Genomic DNA, 24,804 nt, shown 5'->3' on the forward strand with positions numbered 1-24,804 from the left:
GTTGGCTCGCTTTCTTAGGGGACAGCTTCAGCCTGTAGTCTTCAGCTTGTCCTGTTCCCTCAAGAGTCTCGCCAAAATACTTTGTATATATATGTAATTTTACATCGAAATACTTTAAAAAAATAAGGCCCTTTCGTATAATTTAATAAACATCACTAAACTAAATTAACGAGGTGCCTTATGTATAAAGATTATAACATGACTCAACTCACTCTACCAATGGAAACTTCAGTTCTTATCCCCACAAATGATATTTCACGACATGGTTTTGATAGATAAAAATATTTTAATAATAACTATCCATGAAACTTAGGTTCAAACTATAGTTGATAAATACATATTTTAATTGAATAAAATATTATATAATAAGCATATAAATAATAGGTGGTGATTGGATGCAAACGTATGCAGATAAAGATGCTTTAATAATTGAAATTAGAAAAAGAGCCGATTTATTTATTAACGAATTTAGTGATGTATTAGAAGGAGAAAAGGATATATATAAAACCGGTATTGATAGGACACCTGCGCAAATGATTGCATACCAACTTGGATGGTTAAATTTAATTCAATCTTGGGAAAAGGATAATAAAAATAATAAATCCGTTGTAACACCCAGCCCGAATTATAAGTGGAATAATTTAGGGGGATTATACCAAGAATTTTATCAAACCTACTCAAACTACACATTAGAACAACTTATTGATCAGTTTAATAAAGAAGTAGATAGCATGATTGATTTAATTAATAGTTTAGATAATAAAACATTATTTGAGAGTGATAAAAGGCAATGGGCGTCATCAACGCCTTCAAAATGGCCGGTTTGGAAGTGGATTCACATTAACACAGTTGCACCATTTAAGACATTTAGAACCAAAATCAAAAAGTGGAAGAAAACAGAATTAGATAGATAACTTTTATAGGATGGTAACATTATGAAAAACCATGCTATCTAAAAATAAAAACGAGTCTAGGAATTATAGCCAAGACTCGTTTTTTACGCTAATTAAGAACGATAATAGAAAAATCTATAATAAATCTAGTAACCATGCTCCAAATAGAATGAATAAGATGAGTGATCCTATGAAAAAATATAAATTTTTGGGTACATGTCCGGTTGACGTATATCCGTAAAGATACAAATGATATGACGTTGAGAAAAAAGTAATAATAAGCAATATTGAAAAAATAATTACCATTAAAATCACAGCTTTCGAGTTATTTTTTCGTTCGGAAAGAATGAATTAATCAAATATGAAAAAATTGTTTAACATCATAATTACATTACTTAATTATATCAATCGTTTACTTCAAATCATCTATTGCTTTAGCGATTGAATCAAAAACATGCGGAATATCATCTTTTTCGACACAACTGAATGCAATTCGGATATCAGTATGATTCAATGCAATGATTCCGATTGAATATTTATCGATAAGATGTTTACGTAGTTCTTCAGGATTTACACCATTCACTTTGATTGACATAAAGTAACCTGAGTTAAAGTCATACGCTTGCCAGTAGTCTTTATATTTATCACCGTAAACAACGTCTTTCGTAACTTCATAACGTTCTTGTAATGTGTCAATATTTGCTTGGATTTCTTTATCAAAATCACTGTGATGTTCAAGTACGTATTTGATAGCACTTTGTGATGGCATTGGTCCACTCGAAATGTTACTTCTAATTAGACCTTTCACTTTAGCTTCTAATACTTTTTTGGCAGTATCATTTTTTAAACCAAAAGTAATGAAACCTACACGTAATCCCCATGCAAAGAATTCTTTAGTGGCACCATCTAAACGAATAGGTAAGATGTTTTTAGATTCGAGATTATTAATTGCTGTGAAAATTGATTGCGTATAAACATCTTCATAAAATAAACCATAATATGCATCGTCAACTACAGCGATTACATTTGTACCTCTATTGGCCAAGTCATTAATCGCAGAGACAATTGTTTTTACTTCTTCACTAGTAGGAGTATAGCCAGTTGGATTATTTGGATAATTTAAGAGTAAAAGTACTTTGTCTTGGTTGTAATTTTCTAAAGTAGAAACTAAAGAATCAGTAGTATAATGACCTTCTTTATTAAAAATAGGATATGTTTCAATATTAGCTGAATGACGTGTATTAAAAATTAATTTATAATTTCCCCAATTATGTTCAGGTAATAAAATTGTGTCACCGCTTTCAACAAATAAATCAGCTACTAATGAAAGGCCATGAGTGAGTGCATTTGTGACGATTGGACGGCTAATTGAATCACTAGTTAGGTCAGGATTTTCATTGAGCATTTTGTCTTGCCATAAATCTCTAAGAGGCTCAATGCCTTGAGGTGGTGCGTATGGAAACACTTCGTCAGGAGATAAATGATTATAAACACCATATAAAGTGTCAGCATACATTTTACCTTTATCATTGGTAGCCATACCAATTGTGGCATTATATTTAGTTGATTTAGCTTCGGCTGATTGCGATAAAATGCCTTTTGGATAGTACATTGATTTACCTAAATTTGAAAGCATATTTAATATTTCAGGACTTTCGTCTACAAGTTGGTCGTTTAAGTTTTGTGCTAAAGGGTTCATAATTTTAACCTCACTTTAAATTGTATATTCAATATTATCTTATCTTGATTTTGGTTAAAGATAAAGTATTGATACACGTTTGCCGTAAATATGAAATTAATTATTATTTAATACGAACATTTGTTCGATTTTGTGATAGAATACTATTAGGTCATCTAGAGATATGACACTTTTCTTTGTGGGGGTGCAGTGTAATGTCGTGGTTATTTGAAGGTATGATGACTTTAATTACGGGAAGCATACTTGTCGTTTTTCGAATATGGTTAGAATCGAAATGGAAAGATAAGTAAAAGAAATTATTTAATTAAAAAATATGAAACAGTTCCAATGTTTTAGCACCATCAGAATGAACATTTCTAAAATTATATCTCTTTGATACAATGTAACAAATGAGGTGACAAAACGATGAAATACTTAACAAAGATTTTTGTCGGGTTAGCAATCATTCTATTTATTGTAGGTTATTATTTACAAGCTACTGGACATGAAAATCAAGGAATCAAATTATTATTAGCTGCAATCATGTTTATTATTTGTGCATTTATTAATAGAAGCAATGATAGACGAAAAAATAAAAAATAACAATAAGTGTAGACGCTGCAACTGTCAGTTATATTTGGCTGATTAAGTAGCGTCTTTTTATTAAAATCACTCATTGTATATGGCGTATATATACAATGATGGAAAAAAATGACATTGAAATATGAGGAAATATTGATAAATCCCTTTACAAAGATGTATATATTGTATATATTATGTATATACAGTTATTAAAGGGGGACATCAATGAAAATCATTTTGAGAAACACCAGCGAACAACCCATATATGAACAAATAAAGCAACAAATTAAAGAAAATATTTTAAAAGGCTATGTTGAAACAGGGAGCCATTTACCTTCAATGAGAGAGTTAGCTAAAGATTTACAAGTCAGTTTAATAACAACTAAACGTGCGTATGAAGATCTTGAAAAAGAGGGTTTTGTCACTACCATTCGTGGCAAAGGCACCTTTGTTAAGGAACAAGACAGTGCGATTTTAAAAGAAAAGCAATTTTTTGTTATCGAAAATCTGGCACGCACAATGATTAAAGAAGCTAAAACGATTGGAATGCCTCTAAAAGAGTTAAAAGAAATATTAACTTTAATTTATGAGGAGGAAGAAGAATGAATGCAATTGAAGCAAAAAATGTAACTTATCGCAATAAAGCATTTGCATTAAAAAATATTTCATTCGATATTCCTCAAGGGTTTGTGACAGGTTTTATTGGGGCGAATGGTGCTGGTAAGACTACTGTGATTCGTTTAATTATGGATTTATTAGAAACGCAAAGTGGAGAAATAAAGGTTCTTGATAAAAGCATGGCACAAGAACCGAAATGGATAAAAAATAAAATTGGTTTTGTATATTCAGAAATTTATTTTAATCAACAATGGACGGTTAAGAAACTTGAAAAAATAGTTTCTCCATTTTATAGCGAATGGGATGGGAAGTTATTCCAACAATATTTAGAGAAATTTAAATTACCATACAATGAAAAAATTAAACATTTTTCAACAGGTATGAAAATGAAATTGTCGTTAGCACTTGCTTTAAGTCATCATGCAGAGTTATTTATTTTTGATGAACCAACAGCTGGGTTAGATCCAATTGTTCGCAATGAAGTGCTAGAAATTCTTCAACATGAACTTATCGATGAACGTAAAACACTGTTCATATCGACACATATCATTTCTGACTTAGAGAAAATTGCTGATTATCTCATTTATTTAAAAGATGGAGAAGTAATATTACAAGGATACCGTAATCAAATTCAAGAGCAGTATTTCATTGTTCAAGGCGATAACCAAGCGTTAGATGATGAATTAAATAAATTGTTTATATATAAAGAAGTGAAAACAACAGGATATCTTGGTTTTACAAAACATGCGCAAGTGTTTAAAGAACTATTTGGTAATAAAGTTGATGTAAAACAACCTAGTATCGAAGAATTAATGATTTATCTTGAAAAGGCTGACAACAGAATTAACAACACAGACATTCAGCAAAGTGAGTTGATACAATGAAACAATTATTAATTAGAAATTTTAAATTGCGCAGTTGGACAATTATCTTGTATATTGCATTACTTTTAATTAACCCATTATATGCATTTATATTATCAAAAACGGAAATAGCCTTTGTATTTTATACACCGATAGCTATTTCATTAATGTTGATAAGTATTTTAGATTCAGGTCATTTATTTCGGGTTCATAGAAGACTTGGTGGTAAGACTTCATATTTATTCTATGAAAGCCTGCCTGTGTCTAAAAAGGATATGCTGAATGCAAACTATATCACTTGTATAGTTTTAACCCTTTTAGGAACCGCAATTATAGCGTTGTATAATTTTCAGTCTACCAATATAGAGGTTAATAACTTGAGATATTCAACAGCAATTACTTTTTTAACCGTCAATTTTTTTAGTATTCCAATTGCATTTAGCAAGAATACTGAACAAAAACGGAATGGCGTATCGTATGCAGCCTACATCATTTTAATGATGCTCGTGATTCCATTTGCGATTGCATTAATATTTACATGTATTAATAATTTTATTTTTAAAAATAATTTAGCCAGTGATACTTTTGGAGTTTACTTTGATAATGGGTTGCTCGTCTTAAGCATCATCTGGATGATTAGTAATTATGTTATTCAACTACGACATATTAATAGTCGTATTAAAAAAGGAGGGCTTTGATGAAATTAGAAAATATCACTAAAACATATGGCGATAATAATGTTTTAGATAACATCAATTTTGACTTTGGAGAAAGTCAAATCGTAGGTTTAATAGGTAAAAATGGTGTTGGTAAAACAACTTTGATGAAGGTTATGAATGGCAATATTATTAATTTTAAAGGAAAGGTTCAACTTAATGATAACGAAAATGTAGGTTATTTAATTGAACATCCTAAATTATATGACAATAAAACAGGTTTAAATAACTTAAGATTATTTGCTCAGGTTCTAGGAAAAGGTTTCGACAAAGATTATACAGATAAAATTATAGATGCATTTGGTATGCGCCCATACATTAAGAAAAAAGTAAGAAAATATTCAATGGGGATGAAACAAAAATTAGCGATTGCTGTTTCACTAATGAATAAACCGAAATACTTAATCTTAGATGAACCAACAAATGGTATGGACCCTGATGGTTCAATTGATGTATTAAAAACAATTCAATCACTTGTAAATGATTTAGAAATGAGAATACTTATTTCAAGTCATAAATTAGAAGATATTGAATTGATTTGTGACCGTGCCGTTTTCCTACGTGATGGTAATTTCGTGCAAGATGTCAATATGAAAGACGGTAGTGCACAAGATCATACATCAATTAAAGTAGAAGAAGCAGAATATAACAAAGCGCTTGAACATTTAAAAGAACATTTCGATGTACTTCAAACTAACAAAAATAGTGGAGAAATTTTAATAAAAGCACAAAAAGATTATAAACAATTGCTTAAAGCTTTAGCACAAAAAGAAATATACCCTACTTATATCGAAACACGTAAAAGTTCGCTTCGTGATACGTACTTTAATATTAATCAGAGAGGTGACAAATAAATGAGAAGTTTACAATTAGTAAAATACGATATTCTTAGTTTTTGTAAGAGTTATTTAACATATATTGCGCTAATACTTATTTGGGCTGTTTTAGGTTTAATGGCATTTTTAATGGCACGCAATAACGATAAAGTGACTTATTCAACAATATTATCTATGGCAAATTGGATGTTCTTATTCTTTGGCTTATTAGTTGTTATTAAGACAATTACACGTGACTATTCTCAAGGTACTATCCAGTTATATATGAATAAGGTTAAAAATAGAATTGGATATATTGTTGCTAAAACAATTTCAATTGTATTAATTTCATTTATTTTCACTTTTATCACATACATTACATTAGTGCTAATTCAATCTTTTACTGACGGTAAGAACCTTGATGGAGATAAGTTTTTAACTAATATTTGGTTCTATCTTATCTTCTTATTATTCTTTGGACTGTTATTATTCTTAATTACATTAATCGTCCAAAAACCAGCAGTGATATTCACGTTAGGTATATTCTTAGTATTTATTGTTCCATTTATTCAACCGTTTATTGGTTTAATACCTGATTGGGGCGAAAAGATACAAAAATCATTAAAGTACATTCCATTTAGTTATCTAACTGAAAAATCACAATCAGACAGCATTAAGTTCTCGCATTGGCAATGGTTTATTTCTATTGCATCAATTGTTATCTTCTTTATTGCTAATACTTTATATGCTGCTAAAAGAGATATCTAAACAAAAGTTAATAGGTCGAGACATAAACATATACGTTTAGGATTCGGCAACAGATTCAATAAAATTTAAGCAATACTTTTTATTAATAGTTAAGTTGTGAAAATATCCTAATGTTTTAGTCTTAACCTTTTGATTGATGATAATTATTAAAAATACAAATTGGAGAGGGCGACATAATATAAGTTATACGCTCTCTCCTATTTTTGTGTTTTTATAATAAAAGCTTGTTAATAATTGAATTATAGACTTGTTGCCATAACTCAGTATCATTTTGATATTTAGTAGTGATTTCTTTATGAACTTCTTTTTCTTTGTCTTCATAATCAGAAGCATCTTTATCTGGAAGCATTTCAGCTCTTAAATTGGTTACAAATTCCTGTGCTTCACGCGCTCTTGGACCCCATACAGTAACTTGTTCGTCTTTATCATTTAAGAAGATAAAGATAGGTATTGAGCGTGCTGTTCCATTAGTTAAATATTGGTCAATTAAATCAGTATCTTCATCTCTGTGGAAGACGCGAACCTCTAAGTGAAGCTCCTCACTGATATGTTTTAATATTGGTAGGTTCATCATAGCGTCGCCACACCAATCTTCTGTAATGACCAACACTTTTGAAAATGAAGCATCTTTTAACTTATCGATATTACTATCATTAGAAGGAATACTAAATTCATTGTATATTGCTAACACATTATCTTTGTTTGTTGTCATAGTAGCAATATATTCATCAAGTGGCTGACTTTTGTCAAAATATGTTTTCAAATTAGCCATAAATAAAACCTCCTTAAGTAAATTTACATTATTATAACAATTCTTTTAAAAAATAGATAATTATATTACTTTTGCTAAAAAATTAATCGTCTTTTATTTTTAAGAATTTATTGTACTGCTGAATGAATGTATGAAAGATTTGTTAAATTTTTAAAAGTTACAAATATGTAAGACTAAGAAGGTTGTATTTCGGTGTTTCAGAATCAATGGGTATGATATATTTAATATAATATGAATAGAAGTGGTGGTACGTTTGCGCATTCAAAACAGATGGGTTATATTTGCAATTTTTACAATAATTGCTTTTGTAGTTGTTACTAGTCTTACAATTTATAAGAATGAAAAGACAATTGATCTTACAGATGTTAAAATTAACAATTTGCAAATGAATGAACAGTTTAATAAAGAGGGTTATAAGATTAATAAACATATTAAAGTGGATAGATATAAATTTTATAACCATAAAAAACATCCTAATTTAACAGTTAAAGTTAAAAATAAACGTGAAAAAGTTAAAGGGATTGTACTCGTAAATGATAATAAAGTTTCTACAAACTTCGGTGTTAAAATTGGAGACCGAGTTGAAAATGCCATTAATGATTTAGGTGATAATTATCGTAAAGATCGAGTTGGTAAGGGGTATGATGCATTGATTTATATCGATAAAGCGCACCATATGAAATTATCAATTCTTTATAAAGACAATATTGTAAAACGTATTGAATTTTTTAGCCGATAAAACAAATACTAAAATATTCAATTCGACTACTTTCAAAAAAAGAAAAATCAATTAAGAAAGTATGTGAAATAGAAATGGATAAGATTACTTTTTTAAATGAACTTGAATTAGAACTAGATGAACTACCGCGTGAAGAGAAAGACAAGCTTATGAATGATTATGAAAATCATTTTTATAAACAAGAGTCAAAAGGTAAGTCTGAAAAACAAATTATTTCCGACTTACAAGAGCCACATGACATAGGTAAAGAAGTTAAAGCGAGAGAAGCTATTTCTGATGCGAAAGTAACGCCAAATCCTCATAATATTTTAAGGGCTATCACGGCCTCATTGAGTTTAGGGGTACTTTCATTTTTCTTCATTATTATCCCTATAGTAATATTTTTGGTGATTTTATTCATAGTATTTCTATTTTCCGCTTTTTTAATTTTTCTTCCGTTAGTGATTATATCTACGAGTATTCTAAAGGGGATTGTTGATTCATTTAGCAACTTCTTATTTAGTGTTTCCTATACGGGGATTGGCATTGTCTTATTTGTACTTACTATGAAAATAACTCAAAATATCTATCGACTTGTTTTAAAATATTTAACTTGGTATATCCAAACAGTTAAAGGAAGAATTAAACAATGAAGAAAGCAATGATTACAGGCATAGTTATATTTATAGGTTTTTTCTTGGCCGCAACGTTAGTATGGTTTGTTCACGACAAAGATGAATTTAAAAAACTTAAATATGATAGGGAATACAGCAATCTAAAGATGAATAATTTAAATATTCAAAGTTATAATTCTGAGGTCACAATTAAACACGGTAAACATTGTGGTGTTAAATATTTAGGTGATAATGATATCAAGGTTTACCGTACTAAAGACACATTAAATATAAAAGAACACCGTTCTAATAAAAGAGGTTACAGTATAAATTTGAACCCTTTCAATCAGAGTAAATCCAAAATTAATATTACGATACCAAATAAAAATATTGCTAAATTAGATGTTAATTCAGGATTGGAAAATGTGGTATTAGAAGGTATTAATGTTAAGAGCGGTTCTATAATTCAAGACGCTCAATTTCTTAAAGTTAACAATTCTAAATTAAATAATCTTACTTTTAAGGGTGACTCTAGTGGGGTAAACATTAAAAAACAGTGAGGTTAGTAATAGTGATTTTAAGTCTAAAATTGGTAGTATGAAAGTGAATAATTCCAAGCTTCAAAAATCTCTATTTGTGACTGACATTGGATTTATAAAGTTTACGAAAATGAATAGTGAAACAGATGTTAAAGGTTCTAGTAAACATAAATTTGTATATTTCGATTATAAGGATAAACCAAAGAATACACTCCTTAAGTTACATCCTGGAACTGGTGAAGCTAAAGTTGAAAATAAAAACTTTAAAGATGGAAAAGTTGGTAATAGTAATAATGTAGTTGAATTTTATACAGTGAATAAAGATATTACAATTAAATAATGAACTTATAACATATTATCAATTTACATTCTTATAAATATTGTAACAGGCGACAAATTCCGAGTTAAGGATTGTCGCCTGTTTTTTAATAATTTGCGAATGTTAAATCTGTATCAATTTGCCCTGTAAATTGTGTGGTATCTATATCATTGCCTTCAAGCCATGATTGAAAATCGATTGAAGTAGGAACCTGGTTCTCACCAAGTGTCATCCAAGCTGTTAAGTTCTGAGGCTCATACATCGATGTATGTATTGTACCTGACCAACTTCTAAATAATTTACTATAAATTTCATATTTAGGATTATTAAATAATTCAAATGCTGTATGCTTATCTAAATCTTGAGATGTTTGATTAATTGTACGTTCTAATCGTTCACGAGATTCTTTCGTATAGTTACGATTTTCATGTGTTAACACTTCAAAGTGATTCGTACATACTTTGTCATATCTAACATCGAAAGATCTTGGTGTAACTTCAACAATGGCGTGGTTTAGATGCTTATCCATTAAAATATAGCTAAATGAGCTTCTATGTGGTAGTTCTTTTAAAAAGCGAACAGCTTCATCAACATCTTTACAGTGTTCTAAAACAAGACGACCAATCATATAACATACGAAGCCATTGGCAGGATGTTTACGATGCATGAAATTATAGCCCATTGCTAAACCAGCTTCATTCATGCCATCCATACGGCCTGTAACACGTGACGTAGGACCAATTTGAGCTAAGCCACCATCATTTGGTTGATATAATAAGTATCTGCCATCATATGTAGCAGGGTGGTAGTCATAATTACGTACCATAAAATCCTGGCCTTGAAAAACCGTACATCCACTGTCCTTCAAATCTGAGAAACGATAATGTCCAAAATTTAAAATCATTTGTTTAGTAGGTAAATTAAGTACTTCTTGCATACCCATTAACTCTTCCCATATTTCTGGCGCATAAGTTTGAAAGACGGCATGCGTTTCGTTAACATCTATATCAAATCGAGGCATACGTTTTTTCCATTCACGTTCTCGATTTGCTAATAAAGGGGTTTGTTTAAGCCATTGTGCCGTTTTGATACCTAAATCAAAATGTGACCCTCGAAAAGTCATTATATCTGATTTAACTTGTTGCATAAGAAGGCCTCCTGAATATATTAGTCAAAAATAGAGTATTAATTGAATTCAATTATAAATATTACTATACTGAATATGATAGCAAGATTCACCAAAAACACAAGGAGGGTTACTATGATTAGCGATGCATATAGAGCAGTAGTAGATTCCGTTAAGTCTTGGTGGTTATCTTAATAGTAAAAACTTGAATACTGAATTAGAAGTACTAATTTTTTAGGTTTTTGATATTATACAAAGTTAAAATAGCTATCTATTTAATCAAAACAGTAAGTATGATAATATATAATATTGTAAACATACTAATTTCTATATTTAGAGGTGAAACATACATGTGGGATTTAATTAAAGGTTTATTCAAATTCTTATTTAGCTTTATCCTTATTACTACTGTAGTAGTAGGTGTTGGTGTAGCTGCATTTGCTTACATCTTCAAAAAAGACTTTGAAGACATTGAAAGAAAAACTAAAGAAATCGTATCTGATATCGAAAGTAATAATGCATAATTATTATTTACCAGTAGCTTCTTATTTTGAAGTTGCTGGTTTTTTTATGTTATACATATATGTTCCTTTATCGTTTAACAACTAAGAAAGATACATTGATTGTCATTAACCCCTTACTTTTTATAAAATGAATATAATAATAAATTGGAGGTAATCATATGACTACGACAGGGTATATCGGTTCTTATACTAAAAAAGAAGGTAAAGGTATTTATCGCTTTGAGTTAAATGAAGATTCTGGTCAAGTTGACCAAATAGAAACAGGTTATGAAATTGAAGCCTCGACGTATCTTGCTCAAACAGAAGATTATTTATATGCCATTACTAAAGAAGGCGATAATTGTGGGATTGCAGCATTTAAAAAGGATGAGCAGGGACAACTATCTTTAATCAATAAATGTTTAGCATCAACGCGTGGTACAGGATGCTATATTTCTGTATCAAATGACCGTAATTTCTTATTTGAAGCGGTATATGGAGAAGGCTTAGCGCGTATTTATCAATTAAATAAAGAAACTGGTGAAGTGGTTAAATTGATTCAAGAGTTAGACCATGAGTTTACTACGGGAAGCCATGAGCGCCAAGAGAACCCTCATGTTCATTTTTTAAATGAAACGCCAGATGGTAAATATGTCGTTGCTGCTGACTTGGGAACTGATAGGGTTGTCACTTATGAATTTGGCAGTGAAGGTTTTAAAGAACATGCAGTTTCACAATTTAAAGATCAAGATGGGCCTCGACATATTGCTTTTCATAAAAATGGTAAATATGCTTATGTAGTGCATGAAATATCTAATATTGTAAGTGTTACGCATTATAACGATGGACAATTTGAAGAAATAGAACGTCATGCAACAGTTCCAGAAGATTTTGAAGGAGAGACTAAATTAGCTGCCGTACGTTTATCTCATGACCAGCAAAGTTTATACGTGAGTAATAGAGGACATGATAGTATTGCAGTTTATACAGTAGCAGAAGATGGAGCAGCTTTAAACCCAGTTGAAATCGTAAGTAGTGGTGGAGAATTCCCTAGAGATTTTAATATTACAGAATCTGATGATTATTTAGTTTGTGCGCATCAAGAAAGCAATTATGAAGTAACCGTATTTAGACGTGATACTAATTCTGGAAAATTAACACCAACTGATAATCAATATAAAGCACCTGAAGGTGTATTTGTCGACTTTATAAAATAAATACAGATATTTATGAAGTTGAGACAACAATAATGAGATGAGGCTACATTGCAAATTCGCAGTAACTGACTGATTGAGGAAACACTTATATTAAGCTTTTTCAACTCCAGTCATCCTTGTAGGCGTGCTCCAAACATTGAAAACTTAAAAAGATATTTAACAAATAAAGCAATTTAGGGGTGGGACAATGAATTCAAAAGAATTCTGTCTCGCCCCCTCATCATTTTTATAAGTTTTTAAAGAACGTTCTAATATATTTAAACTTGCCTTTGTATGGTGGGTAAATAATACTTGAATCTAAACGAGTAGATTTAAAAATATAAGATTTTTTGTGGCTAAAGGTATCGAATGTATATTTACCGTGATATTGACCGATGCCTGACATACCAACGCCACCGAATGGGAGTTTAGGATTAGCTAAATGCATTAAGGTATCATTAATTGCACCACCACCAAATGATAATTCATTTAATACACGGTGGGTTGTATTCTCATCTTCACTAAACAAATAGAGACTTAATGGTTTAGACTTACTTTGAATAATATCGATTGCCTCATTAAAATCATCATAAGTGATAATAGGGAGAATCGGTCCAAATATTTCTTCTTGCATGATTTTAGAGTCTAATGTGATGCCATCTAAAATTGTAGGCGCTATATAGCGGTGTTGCTCATTAGTATGACCACCAAAGATAATATTATTTTGATGTACATTTAGTAAATCATTGAGTCGATTAAAATGTTTATCATTCACAATACGTCCGAAATCAGGACTTTTTTCAATGTCATTTCCATAAAATTCATGAATACTATGTTTTAGCGCATCGATCAGTTGATGCTTCACTTTACGATTTACTAAGATATAATCTGGCGCAACACATGTTTGTCCTGCATTTGTAAATTTACCGAAACTGATACGATCACTTGAGACTTTAATGTTTGCTGTGTCATCTACAATAACAGGTGATTTACCGCCAAGCCCTAATGTTACAGGGACTAAATGTTTACTTGCTGCTTCGTAAATGATTTGACCCACTTTTTCACTACCAGTAAAGAACATGTAATCAAAAGGAAGATGAATTAATGTTTGTGTTTCTTCAATACCGCCTTCAATAACACTGATATAATCCGAAATAAATACATCTTCAATAATTTGACGTATCACTTTAGAAACATTAGGAGTTAATTCTGAAGGTTTAATTATCGCAGTATTTCCAGCAGCTATCGCGCCAATTAATGGTTCAAATACTAATTGAACTGGATAATTAAACGGTCCGATAATTAGAATTGTGCCATAGGGTTCAGGCTTTATGTAACTTTTAGCTGGAAACATAAATAAAGGTGTGTCTACTTGTTTGGTTTTAGTCCAATTTTTAAGTTCTTTTCGAGCGGATTTAATACTTTTTAAAGTTATACCGATTTCAGTTGCATAAGCTTCAACCGGACTTTTACCTAAATCTTGTTGAAGTGCCTCTAATAATTCATTTTCATGATGTTTAATACTTTTACTCAATTGTTTTAATTGATGTTTACGAAACTTAATATCTTTCGTTTTATGTGTTTTGAAAAAAGCTTTACTTTCCTCAAATTGTTTTGAAATAGAAGACAATACGTTAACCTCCTTAAAATTTATCAACCATATACATGATTTAAATAATAATGAATATAGTCATTTATCATATCTATACCCCAAATAATTTTCAATTAAAAAGCAATTGGTTGACTTGGTCTGTAATGAATGAAAGAGGCTAAACTATTGAACTCAACAGTTTAGCCTCCGTAAGATTTAACACCACATAGTGTGCTTATATTTATAAAATATATTATTTAGTTAATGCTTCAGTAATTTGAGGTACCACTTGTTTTTTACGAGATACAACGCCTGTTAAGAAAGCCATGCCGTCGTCTAATTGAACTTTGAAAGCTTCTCCAACTTTATCTTTCTCAGCACCTACTACTAAGATTTTTGAGTCGCTGTTAATAATGTCAGTTACGACTAAGACAAATAAATCATATTTTTCATTTGTACTTGTTTCTAACATCACTTTTTCAAGTTCATCTTTACGGTTTAATAATTCATCGATATCAACCGTATTTACTTGAGCGATACGTGTAACGTAGTCACCCATGTTAAATGATTTAGCATCCATATCTAATAATTCTTCAGCAGATTTATCAGTTGTAGACGCACCTGCTTTTAACATTTCTAAACCATATTCTTCTAAATCTATATTTGCAATATCTTTTAAAGCTTGAGCAGCATTCACATCTTCTTCAGTGCAAGTAGGAGATTTAAATAATAAGCTATCTGAAATAATAGCTGAAACCATTAATCCAGCAATTTCAGGTTTAATTTCAAAGCCACGTTCTTTATACATTTTGTAAAGAATTGTAGCAGTACAACCTACAGGTTCTGCACGATACCACAATGGAGCAACAGTTTCAAAATTTGCGATTCTGTGATGGTCAACGACGTGTTTAATTTCAGCATCTGCAATTGATTCTGCACTTTGTTGGAATTCGTTATGATCTACTAAAATAACTTCTTGACCATCTAAATTATCAGTTAATAATTCTGGTGCTTTTACTTCGAAATGATCTAGCGCATATTTAGTTTCAGCATTGATATCACCTAAACGGTATGCTGTTGCTTCACTGTTTCCAGTTAATTGTTCAAAGTCAGCCATAATAATCGCTGAAGAAATTGCATCAGTGTCTGGATTTTGATGTCCAAAAATATAAGTTTTTGCCATTGCTATAATTCACCCTTATCATATAATTTTAATATTATTTTAGCATGTTTTAATTGCTTACTTCTACCTCTGCGCCTAATGAGTTTTTAAAATGTCCTAAAGCCCATTCATGTCCATTTTCATTAAAAGAGGCAACACCATCTTTAGGTATAGTCATCTTATACCCTAAATTATAGGCTGAAATAGCAGTATGTAATATACAAATATCAGTACAGACACCTACAATTTCAACGTCGGAAATATTTCTTTCACGAAGAAGACTATCTAATGGCGTGCCAAAAAAAGAATCATAACGTCGTTTATCTAAGAAATGGATGTTAGGTTCTGTTTTGTAATTATCATAGAAGGTTTTAATTTGACCATACAATTCTCGACCAGGCGTTCCCTCAATATTATGTGGTGGGAAAAGTTGTGTTTCTGGGTGATAGTGATCATTATCATAATGTAAATCCATCATAAAAAAGATGTCTTGATTACTTGAATGGTAGTATTTTAAACGATTTAAAATAAATGATTCTATATCTTGACCAGGTTTACCACAAGTTAAGCGACCATCATTAGCAATAAAATCATACGAATAATCTACAACAATCAATGCTTTCTTAATCATATTTGTTCATCCTCTCTGATAAATGTTTGAGGTAGTTAAAAATTGTATAATAATATAGAAAAGGTTGAGTTAATACCTCATCATCATTTATATAGTTAGTATAGCTAATATGAAACTAAAATTGTATAAAACTTATATAATATAAGATTTTAAAGCACGAGAATAGGGGATTGAATATGCTAATAAATGCACAAGACTATGGCCTCACAGGGCATAACAAACGAAAAGATACAAAAGCAATTCAACAAGCATTAAATAAAGCAAAATATGGAGAACATACTGTATTAATACCTAGTGGTACGTATCATATTGGCAAGGCGCTTATTATCTATGACTCAACCACATTACTTTTAGAAGATGACACAACGTTATTAAGATGTAGTAAAGATGCCTTATTGAAAAATGGGAAACGCTTTGGATTCTACCATGGGTACTCAGGCAATAGTCATATCTATATTAAAGGCGGTACGTTTGATATGAATGGTGCAGAGTATCCATATAATAATACTGCAATGTCAATTGGCCATGCCGAAGATATTCAGCTCATAGGCGTTACTGTATTAAATGTCGTTGGAGGACATGCGTTGGATGCCTGTGGAATCAATGGCTTATATATCAAACATTGTAATTTTAAAGGATTCAATGATTTTGATGGTGACCGTTCATTTTCAGAAGCAATTCAAATAGATATTCAAGTACCAGGTGCCTTTCCAAAATTTGGCACAACAGATGGAACGATTACTAAAAATGTGGTCATAGAAAATTGTTATTTTGGAAACTCAGATAACCCAAAAATGAAAGCATGGAATAGAGCAATTGGTTCACATGCAAGTCGATATAATCAATATTATGATAATGTGCATATTAGAAATAATATCTTTGATGGAATGAATGAGTATGCTCTAACACCACTGAAAACTAAAAATATGATTATTTCTCGCAATGAATTTAGAAATTGCAACGGTGGTATTAGAAATTTAGCAGTTAAAGATGGGAAAAATGCAGCAGATGTTGTAACGGGTCAAGTCATAGGGACACAAGCAGGTGAAAATTTTAGTGTCATTGGTAATACATTCACGGGGCATATGAAACGTGATGCCATTCACATCAGAAGTTATAACAATGTAAAGCATCAACAAGTCTTTATTGCAGGAAATATTTTTGATGATAGCTCGCAAACTATCCATTTGGAAGATATTAAAGACTTAACTCTTAATCAAAGTGAAGATGTAAAAATAGAAAAGATTAATATTGATTAATTAAAAAAGTGCATAGGGTAGTACAACCCCCTTGAATATACCTAATTAAAAAGATGACTAGAATTGAGTAACGTTATATGTGAACGTGCTGTCAATCCTAGTCATTTATGTTTGAAAATACTAGCAAATAAAAAGGCAACATCATTTATCAGCTATGACGATTAAATGCACCAATCACTTTTATTTTAAAATCCAATGTCTCAAGTATGGTAATAACTTTGTTTAATTCAGAAGTTATACCACTATCTGTTTGTACAAAGAAACGATACATCCCTAACTGAGTTTTGAGTGGTCTTGATTCAATCCAAGATAAATTAATGTTAAATAAAGCAAACGTGTTTAATATACTAGCTAAGAGTCCTGCTTTATCATATTTAGGTGTGATTAATAATAATGTATTTAACGCACCTTTGTCATAGTTTGCGTGATTTTTAACTATTAAAAATCGCGTTACATTGTGTGGATAGTCTTGAATATGACTATCAATAGGTGTAAATCCGTATGCTTCACCACTACCGAGTGGCGCAATTGCTGCTTCAGTTTCAGAGATTTTGTTTAATCCTTGAATCGTACTATCTACGTAATCGTATAAAAAATGATGACGCTGAATATAACGACTCGTTTGACTAATAGCTGGTGCAATTGAGTATACTTTTTTAATATTTTGTAATTCAGTTCCTTCATGTGCATATAAGCCAAAATTAATATCTAAGTGGATTTCACCATGAGCAAAAATATCTTGTTGTGCAAGTGCATCGGCGATAATATTTATTGTTCCTTCGATTGAGTTTTCAATTGGAACAATACCAACGGACGCGTCATTACTACTTACCGCTTTAATCACTTCATATAAATTAGATTTAGGTGAGAAAGTCACTTCTTTTTCAGAAATATATTTCTTAGCAGCTAAATACGAGAAGGTTCCTTGTGGGCCTAAATAATATAAATACATTTAAATCATCACCTCATGTCAGTTGAACATTAGTGAAATGGACACTTCATCGTTTGCTTAGCCTTATAATGAAAATTTGGATCTTTCATTTCATTATTATAACCATGATGATAATTTGTGGTTAATGTTGGCGATAAGGGTGGCGCTAGCCATGACCATTTACCTGTTACTTCACGATGATGTGCCTTTTCTTTTTCTTCAAATAATTCGAATTGTTTAGACGCAGTTAAATGATCAACAATAGACACGCCTTGCGCTTTAAACGAATGATAAACAGCATAATTCAGTTCTACCAATGTTCGATCTTTGTTAAATGAATTATTTTTAAGTGTACCAAATTCAAATGCTTGTGCAACACTTTCTAATAAATTATAGCGATACGAATCTGTAAAGTTACGCACTGCAACTTCTGTAACCATATACCATCCATTAAAAGGTGCGGTTGGATAAGTTATACCACCAATCTTTAAATCCATATTAGAAATGATAGGCACCCCGTACCATTTTAAATTTAAATCTTTTAATTTTGGAAAATGGTCATGCTCTATATTCACTTCTTTAACCAACTCTGTTGGTAAATTATACAATTTAATTGAATCATTAGGTAATTGATAAATAAGAGGTAAGACATCAGAGTCAGTACCTTTACCTTGCCAACCTAAATGTTGTGCCAATTGTGTAATGTCACGTTCAGCTGGGTCACCTTTATCTTCATAACCTGCATATCGAATAAGTTGATTGTTATAAATTTGTGGGGCATTTTCAGATGAAAATATTGTAATAAATGGTTTAATTTTGCCACCATTAGTTGCTTCTTTAAGATGATAATTAATTGCCTCAATAAAATCTGTTTCATTATCTATGTTTCTAGCATCTTCAACATGCAAAGCGTCCCAAAATAACCGACCGATACAACGATTAGAGTTTCGCCAAGCTAGTTTAGCACCGTATTGTAATTCTTCAAATGTATGCGTATAAGTACCTTTAGCTTCAATTTCTGCTTCAATTTCAGATAATCTGTTATTAATTTTAATTTCTGAATAATCTAGTTCAGTATACATGGTATTAATGAATTCTCTTGCTTCTTCTATAATCATATGAACACCTCGCTTAATATTATAATCTAGGCAATTCATTAGCACATTCAATTCCCTTTATTGTCACGAATTTGTCAGATAAGTAAAGTTTTTCTTTTTGAAAAGTAAGACACACCATGTCAATACTCACAAAAAAGTAATTATGATAAAATATACTAAAAGATGGATTGGAGAGATTGTGGTGTATCGTTACGAAGACGACAGTTTAATGTTACATAATGACTTATACCAAATTAACATGGCTGAAAGCTATTGGAATGATGGTATACATGAACGTAATGCAGTATTTGATTTGTACTTTAGGAGCATGCCATTTGAAAGTGGCTATGCAGTTTTTAATGGATTAAAACGAGTAATACAATTTATTGAGAATTTCCATTTTAGTGAATCTGATATTGAATATTTGCAATCAATAGGCTATCAAAGTGATTTTCTTGAATACTTAAAACAACTAAAATTTAGCGGCAATATTCGTTCAATGCAAGAAGGTGAATTATGCTTTGGGAATGAACCCTTAATAAGAGTTGAAGCGCCATTAATTCAAGCCCAGTTAATAGAGACTGTTTTATTAAATATTGTTAATTTCCACACTTTAATTGCGACTAAAGCCAGTAGAATTCGTCAAGTGGCGCCAGAAGATATATTGATGGAGTTCGGTACACGACGTGCTCAAGAACTTGATGCAGCATTATGGGGAGCACGTGCTGCTTATATTGGTGGCTTTGACTCTACAAGTAATGTGCGTTCAGGTAAGTTGTTTGGAATTCCAGTATCAGGTACACATGCACACGCACTTGTGCAAACTTATGGTGATGAATATACAGCATTTAAAATATATGCTGAACGTCACAAAGATTGTGTCTTTTTAGTTGATACTTTCCACACACTTAAATCAGGTGTTCCAACTGCGATTAAAGTCGCTAAAGAACTGGGCGACAAAATTAATTTTATTGGAATTCGTCTTGATTCAGGTGACATTGCTTACTTATCTAAAGAGGCAAGACGCATGTTAGATGAAGCTGGATTCAAAGATGCAAAAATTATTGCTTCAAATGATTTAGATGAACAGACGATTATGAGTTTGAAATCACAAGGTGCCAAAGTAGATTCTTGGGGTGTAGGTACAAAGTTAATCACTGGTTATGATCAACCAGCACTTGGTGCAGTATATAAACTAGTAGCGGTAGAAGATGAAAGTGGTCAATATGTTGATCGTATTAAACTGTCTAATAACGCTGAAAAAGTGACTACACCTGGTAAGAAAAATGTATACCGTATTATTAATACAAAGACTGGTAAAGCAGAAGGTGACTATATTACATTAGAACATGAAAATCCTAATGATGAAAAACCTCTAAAAATGTTCCACCCAGTGCACACATATAAAATGAAATATATTAAACACTTTGAAGCTGTTGATCTACATCGCTCTATTTTTGAAAATGGCAAACTTGTTTATCAGTTACCATCTGAAAAAGAAGCACAAGACTACTTGAAACAAGCTCTTTCAGAGTTGTGGGAAGAAAACAAACGTTATTTAAATCCGCAAGAATATCCAGTAGATTTGAGTACAGCATGTTGGGATAATAAACATAAACGTATATTTGAAGTTGCTGAACACGTTAAGGAGATGGAGGAAGACAATGACTAAGTTACAAAATATCGTAGTGAATGAAATGAAAGTGAAGAAACATATCGATAGTGAACAAGAAACACGCGAGATTATTCATTTTATCAAGAGCTACGTTCAATCACATGCCTTTATTAAATCATTGGTTTTAGGCATATCAGGTGGACAAGACTCAACATTGACCGGCAAACTTGCTCAAATGGCTGTTGAAGCATTACGTAACGAAGGTCGTGAATGTCAATTTATAGCTGTTAAATTACCATATGGTGTTCAAAAGGATGCAGCTGAAGTTGAAGATGCACTTAAATTTATAAATCCTGATGAAGTCATAAATGTGAATATTAAGCCTGCAGTTGATCAGAGTGTACAATCTTTAAAAGATGCTGGTATAGAACTTACAGATTTTCAACGTGGTAATGAAAAAGCACGTGAACGTATGAAAGTTCAATTCTCAATAGCATCGAATCGAAGCGGTATCGTAATAGGCACGGACCATTCTGCTGAAAACATAACTGGATTTTATACTAAGTATGGCGATGGTGCAGCAGATATTGCTCCTATTTTCGGACTGAATAAAAGACAAGGAAGACAATTACTTAAATATCTAGATGCGCCTAAACATTTGTATGAAAAAATACCAACGGCAGATTTAGAAGATGATAAACCACAATTACCTGATGAAGAAGCCTTAGGTGTTACGTATGATCAAATCGATGATTATTTAGAAGGCAAAGAGGTTCCTAGTGAAGCACGAGAAACAATTGAAAAGCATTATGTTAAAAATGCGCATAAACGTGAGTTAGCTTATACGCGTTATACTTGGCCTAAAAATTAAGAAAACTTATTTACTAGTGACAAAATAAAATTTCACTGATAAAATTATCTCGATTTTAGATTTCCGAGGGAGAAAAGAGGAATAGTATGTCAGTGATAACTTCAAATCCATGGACAATGGTATTAGCGATATTCGTCATTAACGTTTTTTATGTCACATTTTTAACAATGCGAACGATATTAACGTTAAAAGGTTATCGTTATATGGCAGCAGCAGTAAGTTTCCTTGAGGTATTAGTATATGTAGTTGGTCTAGGTATGGTTATGTCTAGTTTAGACCAAATTCAAAATATCTTTGCCTATGCATTAGGTTTTTCAATAGGGATATTAGTAGGAATGAAAATCGAAGAAAAACTCGCATTAGGTTATACAGTAGTAAACGTTACCTCTTCAGAGTACGAAATTGATTTGCCAAATGAGTTAAGAAATTTAGGATATGGTGTTACACACTATGCAGCTCATGGTCGTGATGGTAGCCGAATGGTTATGCAAATTTTAACGCCACGACGATATGAACGTAAGTTAATGGAAACAGTACGTAACTTAGATGCGAAAGCATTTATCATAGCTTATGAACCAAGAGCGATTCATGGTGGCTTCTGGACTAAAGGCGTTCGTACTCGAAAAGTTAAAGCATATGAAGTTGAAGAAATTGAAAGTGTTGTGGAACATGATGAAATTCAAAGTAAATGATAATGAAACTATTTCAGAATGTTTAGAACGTATGCGTGCTGAAGGGTATATGCCCGTGAAACGCATTGAAAAGCCAATTTATAAAGAAGATAAAAATGGTAACATTGAAGTATTACGACAAGACATTCAATTTGTTGGAAAGAAATTAGAATAAATTTACTTGATTAAAACTATACTAGTGAATCTACATTGCGTGATTGAACTCCACAATGTAGATTTTTTATGTGTAAGAAGTGGAGAGGATGAGTGTTTATTTTATTGAGAATGAATTATAATTATATAGTGAAAAAAGGTTTATACATTTAATAAAGAATCTGTTAAACTTTAATTGAAAGCTTAAACACGAACTATTTATAATTTTTGTTGTTTAATGTACAGTTTTTGTTTGAAAATTAATACATAGAATAGGAGTTTAAAAATGATTGAACGTTATTCAAGAGAAGAAATGTCAAACATCTGGACCGATCAAAATAGATACGAAGCATGGTTAGAAGTTGAAATACTTGCTTGTGAAGCTTGGAGTGAATTAGGTCACATTCCTAAGGAAGATGTCAAAAATATTAGAGATAACGCAAAAGTAGATGTAAAACGTGCTCAAGAAATCGAGCAAGAAACGAGACACGATGTAGTTGCTTTTACAAGACAAGTATCTGAAACTTTAGGTGATGAACGTAAATGGGTTCATTATGGTTTAACTTCAACGGATGTTGTAGATACAGCATTGAGTTATGTCATTAAACAAGCCAATGAGATTTTAGAAAAAGATATTGAAAGATTCATTGATGTATTAGAACAAAAAGCTAAAAATTATAAATATACTTTGATGATGGGACGTACACATGGAGTGCATGCTGAACCAACTACATTTGGTGTTAAAATGGCACTATGGTATGCAGAAATGCAACGTAATTTAAAACGTTTTAAAGAAGTACGTAAAGAAATTGAAGTAGGTAAAATGAGTGGTGCAGTGGGCACATTTGCTAATATTCCACCAGAAATTGAAAGTTATGTTTGTAAACATTTAGGTATTGATGCAGCACCTGTTTCTACACAAACATTACAACGTGATCGACATGCGTATTATATTGCGACACTTGCTTTAGTAGCTACTTCGTTGGAAAAATTTGCTGTTGAAATCCGTAACTTACAAAAAACTGAAACTCGCGAAGTTGAAGAGGCTTTTGCTAAAGGTCAAAAAGGTTCTTCAGCTATGCCACATAAACGTAATCCAATTGGTTCAGAAAATATCACAGGTATTTCAAGAGTGATTCGTGGTTATATCACTACAGCTTATGAAAACGTCCCATTATGGCATGAACGTGATATTTCACATTCTTCAGCAGAACGAATTATGTTGCCGGATGTAACAATAGCGTTGGATTATGCGTTAAATCGTTTTACAAATATAGTTGATAGATTAACTGTTTTTGAAGATAATATGAGAAATAATATCGATAAAACATTTGGTCTAATCTTCTCTCAACGTGTCCTTCTAGCATTAATCAATAAAGGTATGGTTCGTGAAGAAGCGTATGACAAAGTTCAACCTAAAGCTATGGAATCATGGGAAACTAAAACACCTTTCCGTGAGTTAATTGAACAAGATAGTTCAATTACTAATGTATTATCTAAAGAAGAGTTAGATGAATGCTTTAATCCTGAACATCATTTAAATCAAGTTGACACAATTTTTAAACGTGCTGGTTTAGAATAATCCGTTTTTCATTTTCAATGAAATTACTACACTTTAACTATTTAATGCGTTAAAATTAGATTATATTGAAATTGAAATATAGGGGTTGTTTGAGATGCAAATAGAGAAATTGCGAGGACAAGCATTAGATGAATTATTTGATGCAATTCTAACACTTGAAAACAGAGAAGAATGTTATCAATTCTTTGATGATTTATGCACCGTTAATGAAATTCAATCTTTATCTCAAAGACTTCAAGTTGCTAAAATGATAAAACAAGGCTTTACTTATGCAACGATTGAAAAAGAATCAGGTGCTTCAACAGCAACAATTTCCAGAGTGAAACGTTCATTACAATGGGGTAATGATGCATATACAATGATTTTAGATCGTTTAAATATCGAAACTAAAGAATAAGCATGATTTGATATGAGTTTTAATCGAAATTAGAATATTAAAGCCATACGTTCTTAAATGAGTGACCAATATAAGTTAAGTCTGAAATAAATAATATTTTGGCTACATTGCAAATTCACAGTAG

At 31.3% G+C, this 24,804-nt stretch carries 26 protein-coding genes and 1 pseudogene; 19 read left to right on the plus strand and 8 right to left on the minus strand.

The window, feature by feature from the left end; all coding sequences use genetic code 11:
• Nucleotides 1–395: 395 nt before the first annotated feature.
• Complete coding sequence (locus tag HYI43_04790) at nucleotides 396–914, plus strand: ClbS/DfsB family four-helix bundle protein (GenBank protein UDI77894.1); 519 nt, start codon at nucleotides 396–398, stop codon at nucleotides 912–914.
• Nucleotides 915–1,305: 391 nt separating this feature from the next.
• On the opposite strand, the gene HYI43_04795 is transcribed toward HYI43_04790, so the two are convergent.
• On the minus strand, nucleotides 1,306–2,592 hold the full coding sequence (locus HYI43_04795) for an aminotransferase class I/II-fold pyridoxal phosphate-dependent enzyme (protein UDI77895.1): 1,287 nt from the start codon (nucleotides 2,590–2,592) through the stop codon (nucleotides 1,306–1,308).
• A gap of 405 nt (nucleotides 2,593–2,997) precedes the next feature.
• Between HYI43_04795 and HYI43_04800 the strand changes: the two genes are divergently transcribed.
• From HYI43_04800 to HYI43_04825, 6 genes are all read left to right on the plus strand, one after another.
• The gene (locus tag HYI43_04800; GenBank protein ID UDI77896.1) at nucleotides 2,998–3,174 is read left to right on the plus strand and encodes a hypothetical protein; all 177 of its coding nucleotides are present in this window, start codon (nucleotides 2,998–3,000) and stop codon (nucleotides 3,172–3,174) included.
• A 204-nt stretch (nucleotides 3,175–3,378) separates the two neighbouring features.
• Complete coding sequence (locus HYI43_04805) at nucleotides 3,379–3,759, plus strand: GntR family transcriptional regulator (protein UDI77897.1); 381 nt, start codon at nucleotides 3,379–3,381, stop codon at nucleotides 3,757–3,759.
• Entirely contained in the window at nucleotides 3,756–4,655 is a 900-nt protein-coding gene (locus HYI43_04810) for an ABC transporter ATP-binding protein (protein UDI77898.1), read from the plus strand. The genes HYI43_04805 and HYI43_04810 overlap by 4 nt, the downstream gene beginning before the upstream one ends.
• A complete protein-coding gene (locus HYI43_04815; GenBank protein UDI77899.1) occupies nucleotides 4,652–5,332 on the plus strand; it encodes an ABC-2 transporter permease in 681 nt (226 codons plus the stop codon). The genes HYI43_04810 and HYI43_04815 overlap by 4 nt, the downstream gene beginning before the upstream one ends.
• Nucleotides 5,332–6,204 (plus strand): ABC transporter ATP-binding protein, encoded by an 873-nt coding sequence (locus tag HYI43_04820; protein UDI77900.1) that lies wholly within the window; start codon nucleotides 5,332–5,334, stop codon nucleotides 6,202–6,204. Before HYI43_04815 ends, HYI43_04820 begins: the two co-directional genes overlap by 1 nt.
• Complete coding sequence (locus tag HYI43_04825) at nucleotides 6,205–6,933, plus strand: hypothetical protein (protein ID UDI77901.1); 729 nt, start codon at nucleotides 6,205–6,207, stop codon at nucleotides 6,931–6,933.
• A gap of 211 nt (nucleotides 6,934–7,144) precedes the next feature.
• Here the strand turns inward: HYI43_04825 and HYI43_04830 are convergent, their stop codons facing one another.
• Nucleotides 7,145–7,705 (minus strand): thioredoxin family protein, encoded by a 561-nt coding sequence (locus HYI43_04830; GenBank protein ID UDI77902.1) that lies wholly within the window; start codon nucleotides 7,703–7,705, stop codon nucleotides 7,145–7,147.
• 253 nt (nucleotides 7,706–7,958) lie between these two features.
• On the opposite strand from HYI43_04830, the gene HYI43_04835 reads away from it, so the two are divergent.
• From HYI43_04835 to HYI43_04845, 3 genes and pseudogenes are all read left to right on the plus strand, one after another.
• Entirely contained in the window at nucleotides 7,959–8,444 is a 486-nt protein-coding gene (locus HYI43_04835; protein UDI79269.1) for a hypothetical protein, read from the plus strand.
• 74 nt (nucleotides 8,445–8,518) lie between these two features.
• Nucleotides 8,519–9,076 (plus strand): DUF1700 domain-containing protein, encoded by a 558-nt coding sequence (locus HYI43_04840; GenBank protein ID UDI77903.1) that lies wholly within the window; start codon nucleotides 8,519–8,521, stop codon nucleotides 9,074–9,076.
• A pseudogene (locus tag HYI43_04845) lies at nucleotides 9,073–9,916 on the plus strand (DUF4097 family beta strand repeat protein). The gene HYI43_04840 and the pseudogene HYI43_04845 overlap by 4 nt, the downstream one beginning before the upstream one ends.
• Nucleotides 9,917–10,001: 85 nt before the next feature.
• Here HYI43_04845 and HYI43_04850 read toward each other — a convergent pair.
• On the minus strand, nucleotides 10,002–11,042 hold the full coding sequence (locus HYI43_04850; GenBank protein ID UDI77904.1) for an acyl-CoA--6-aminopenicillanic acid acyltransferase: 1,041 nt from the start codon (nucleotides 11,040–11,042) through the stop codon (nucleotides 10,002–10,004).
• A gap of 329 nt (nucleotides 11,043–11,371) precedes the next feature.
• Between HYI43_04850 and HYI43_04855 the strand changes: the two genes are divergently transcribed.
• Both HYI43_04855 and HYI43_04860 read left to right on the plus strand, forming a co-directional pair.
• Nucleotides 11,372–11,545: a hypothetical protein gene (locus HYI43_04855; GenBank protein ID UDI77905.1), complete on the plus strand. Its 174-nt coding sequence runs from the start codon at nucleotides 11,372–11,374 to the stop codon at nucleotides 11,543–11,545.
• 158 nt (nucleotides 11,546–11,703) lie between these two features.
• Nucleotides 11,704–12,741, plus strand: a complete 1,038-nt coding sequence (locus HYI43_04860) for a lactonase family protein (protein UDI77906.1) — start codon at nucleotides 11,704–11,706, stop codon at nucleotides 12,739–12,741.
• Between the two features lie 226 nt (nucleotides 12,742–12,967).
• Here the strand turns inward: HYI43_04860 and HYI43_04865 are convergent, their stop codons facing one another.
• From HYI43_04865 to HYI43_04875, 3 genes are all read right to left on the minus strand, one after another.
• Nucleotides 12,968–14,350 (minus strand): aldehyde dehydrogenase, encoded by a 1,383-nt coding sequence (locus HYI43_04865; protein UDI77907.1) that lies wholly within the window; start codon nucleotides 14,348–14,350, stop codon nucleotides 12,968–12,970.
• 214 nt (nucleotides 14,351–14,564) lie between these two features.
• Nucleotides 14,565–15,494, minus strand: a complete 930-nt coding sequence (locus tag HYI43_04870) for a manganese-dependent inorganic pyrophosphatase (GenBank protein UDI77908.1) — start codon at nucleotides 15,492–15,494, stop codon at nucleotides 14,565–14,567.
• A gap of 49 nt (nucleotides 15,495–15,543) precedes the next feature.
• Complete coding sequence (locus tag HYI43_04875) at nucleotides 15,544–16,104, minus strand: cysteine hydrolase (GenBank protein UDI77909.1); 561 nt, start codon at nucleotides 16,102–16,104, stop codon at nucleotides 15,544–15,546.
• Between the two features lie 176 nt (nucleotides 16,105–16,280).
• On the opposite strand from HYI43_04875, the gene HYI43_04880 reads away from it, so the two are divergent.
• The gene (locus tag HYI43_04880; GenBank protein UDI77910.1) at nucleotides 16,281–17,363 is read left to right on the plus strand and encodes a pectate lyase; all 1,083 of its coding nucleotides are present in this window, start codon (nucleotides 16,281–16,283) and stop codon (nucleotides 17,361–17,363) included.
• 148 nt (nucleotides 17,364–17,511) lie between these two features.
• On the opposite strand, the gene HYI43_04885 is transcribed toward HYI43_04880, so the two are convergent.
• The gene (locus HYI43_04885; protein UDI77911.1) at nucleotides 17,512–18,315 is read right to left on the minus strand and encodes a prephenate dehydratase; all 804 of its coding nucleotides are present in this window, start codon (nucleotides 18,313–18,315) and stop codon (nucleotides 17,512–17,514) included.
• Nucleotides 18,316–18,344: 29 nt separating this feature from the next.
• Nucleotides 18,345–19,412 carry a nitric oxide synthase oxygenase gene (locus HYI43_04890; GenBank protein UDI77912.1) on the minus strand — a complete coding sequence of 356 codons (1,068 nt, stop codon included), beginning with the start codon at nucleotides 19,410–19,412 and terminating at the stop codon, nucleotides 18,345–18,347.
• Between the two features lie 181 nt (nucleotides 19,413–19,593).
• Here HYI43_04890 and HYI43_04895 point away from each other — a divergent pair, with 181 nt between their 5' ends.
• The 6 genes from HYI43_04895 (at nucleotide 19,594) to HYI43_04920 (ending at nucleotide 24,680) form a co-directional block, all read left to right on the plus strand.
• Nucleotides 19,594–21,063, plus strand: coding sequence for a nicotinate phosphoribosyltransferase (locus HYI43_04895; protein UDI79270.1), 1,470 nt, complete (start codon nucleotides 19,594–19,596; stop codon nucleotides 21,061–21,063).
• Complete coding sequence (gene nadE / locus HYI43_04900) at nucleotides 21,056–21,877, plus strand: ammonia-dependent NAD(+) synthetase (protein ID UDI77913.1); 822 nt, start codon at nucleotides 21,056–21,058, stop codon at nucleotides 21,875–21,877. The genes HYI43_04895 and nadE overlap by 8 nt, the downstream gene beginning before the upstream one ends.
• A gap of 86 nt (nucleotides 21,878–21,963) precedes the next feature.
• Nucleotides 21,964–22,569, plus strand: a complete 606-nt coding sequence (locus HYI43_04905) for a DUF2179 domain-containing protein (GenBank protein UDI77914.1) — start codon at nucleotides 21,964–21,966, stop codon at nucleotides 22,567–22,569.
• Nucleotides 22,550–22,723: an NETI motif-containing protein gene (locus HYI43_04910; protein ID UDI79271.1), complete on the plus strand. Its 174-nt coding sequence runs from the start codon at nucleotides 22,550–22,552 to the stop codon at nucleotides 22,721–22,723. The genes HYI43_04905 and HYI43_04910 overlap by 20 nt, the downstream gene beginning before the upstream one ends.
• Nucleotides 22,724–22,987: 264 nt before the next feature.
• On the plus strand, nucleotides 22,988–24,283 hold the full coding sequence (gene purB, locus HYI43_04915) for an adenylosuccinate lyase (protein ID UDI77915.1): 1,296 nt from the start codon (nucleotides 22,988–22,990) through the stop codon (nucleotides 24,281–24,283).
• Nucleotides 24,284–24,377: 94 nt separating this feature from the next.
• Entirely contained in the window at nucleotides 24,378–24,680 is a 303-nt protein-coding gene (locus tag HYI43_04920; protein ID UDI77916.1) for a hypothetical protein, read from the plus strand.
• The last annotated feature ends 124 nt before the right edge of the window (nucleotides 24,681–24,804 follow it).

This window comes from Staphylococcus taiwanensis (genome assembly GCA_020544305.1).
Lineage (GTDB): Bacteria > Bacillota > Bacilli > Staphylococcales > Staphylococcaceae > Staphylococcus > Staphylococcus taiwanensis.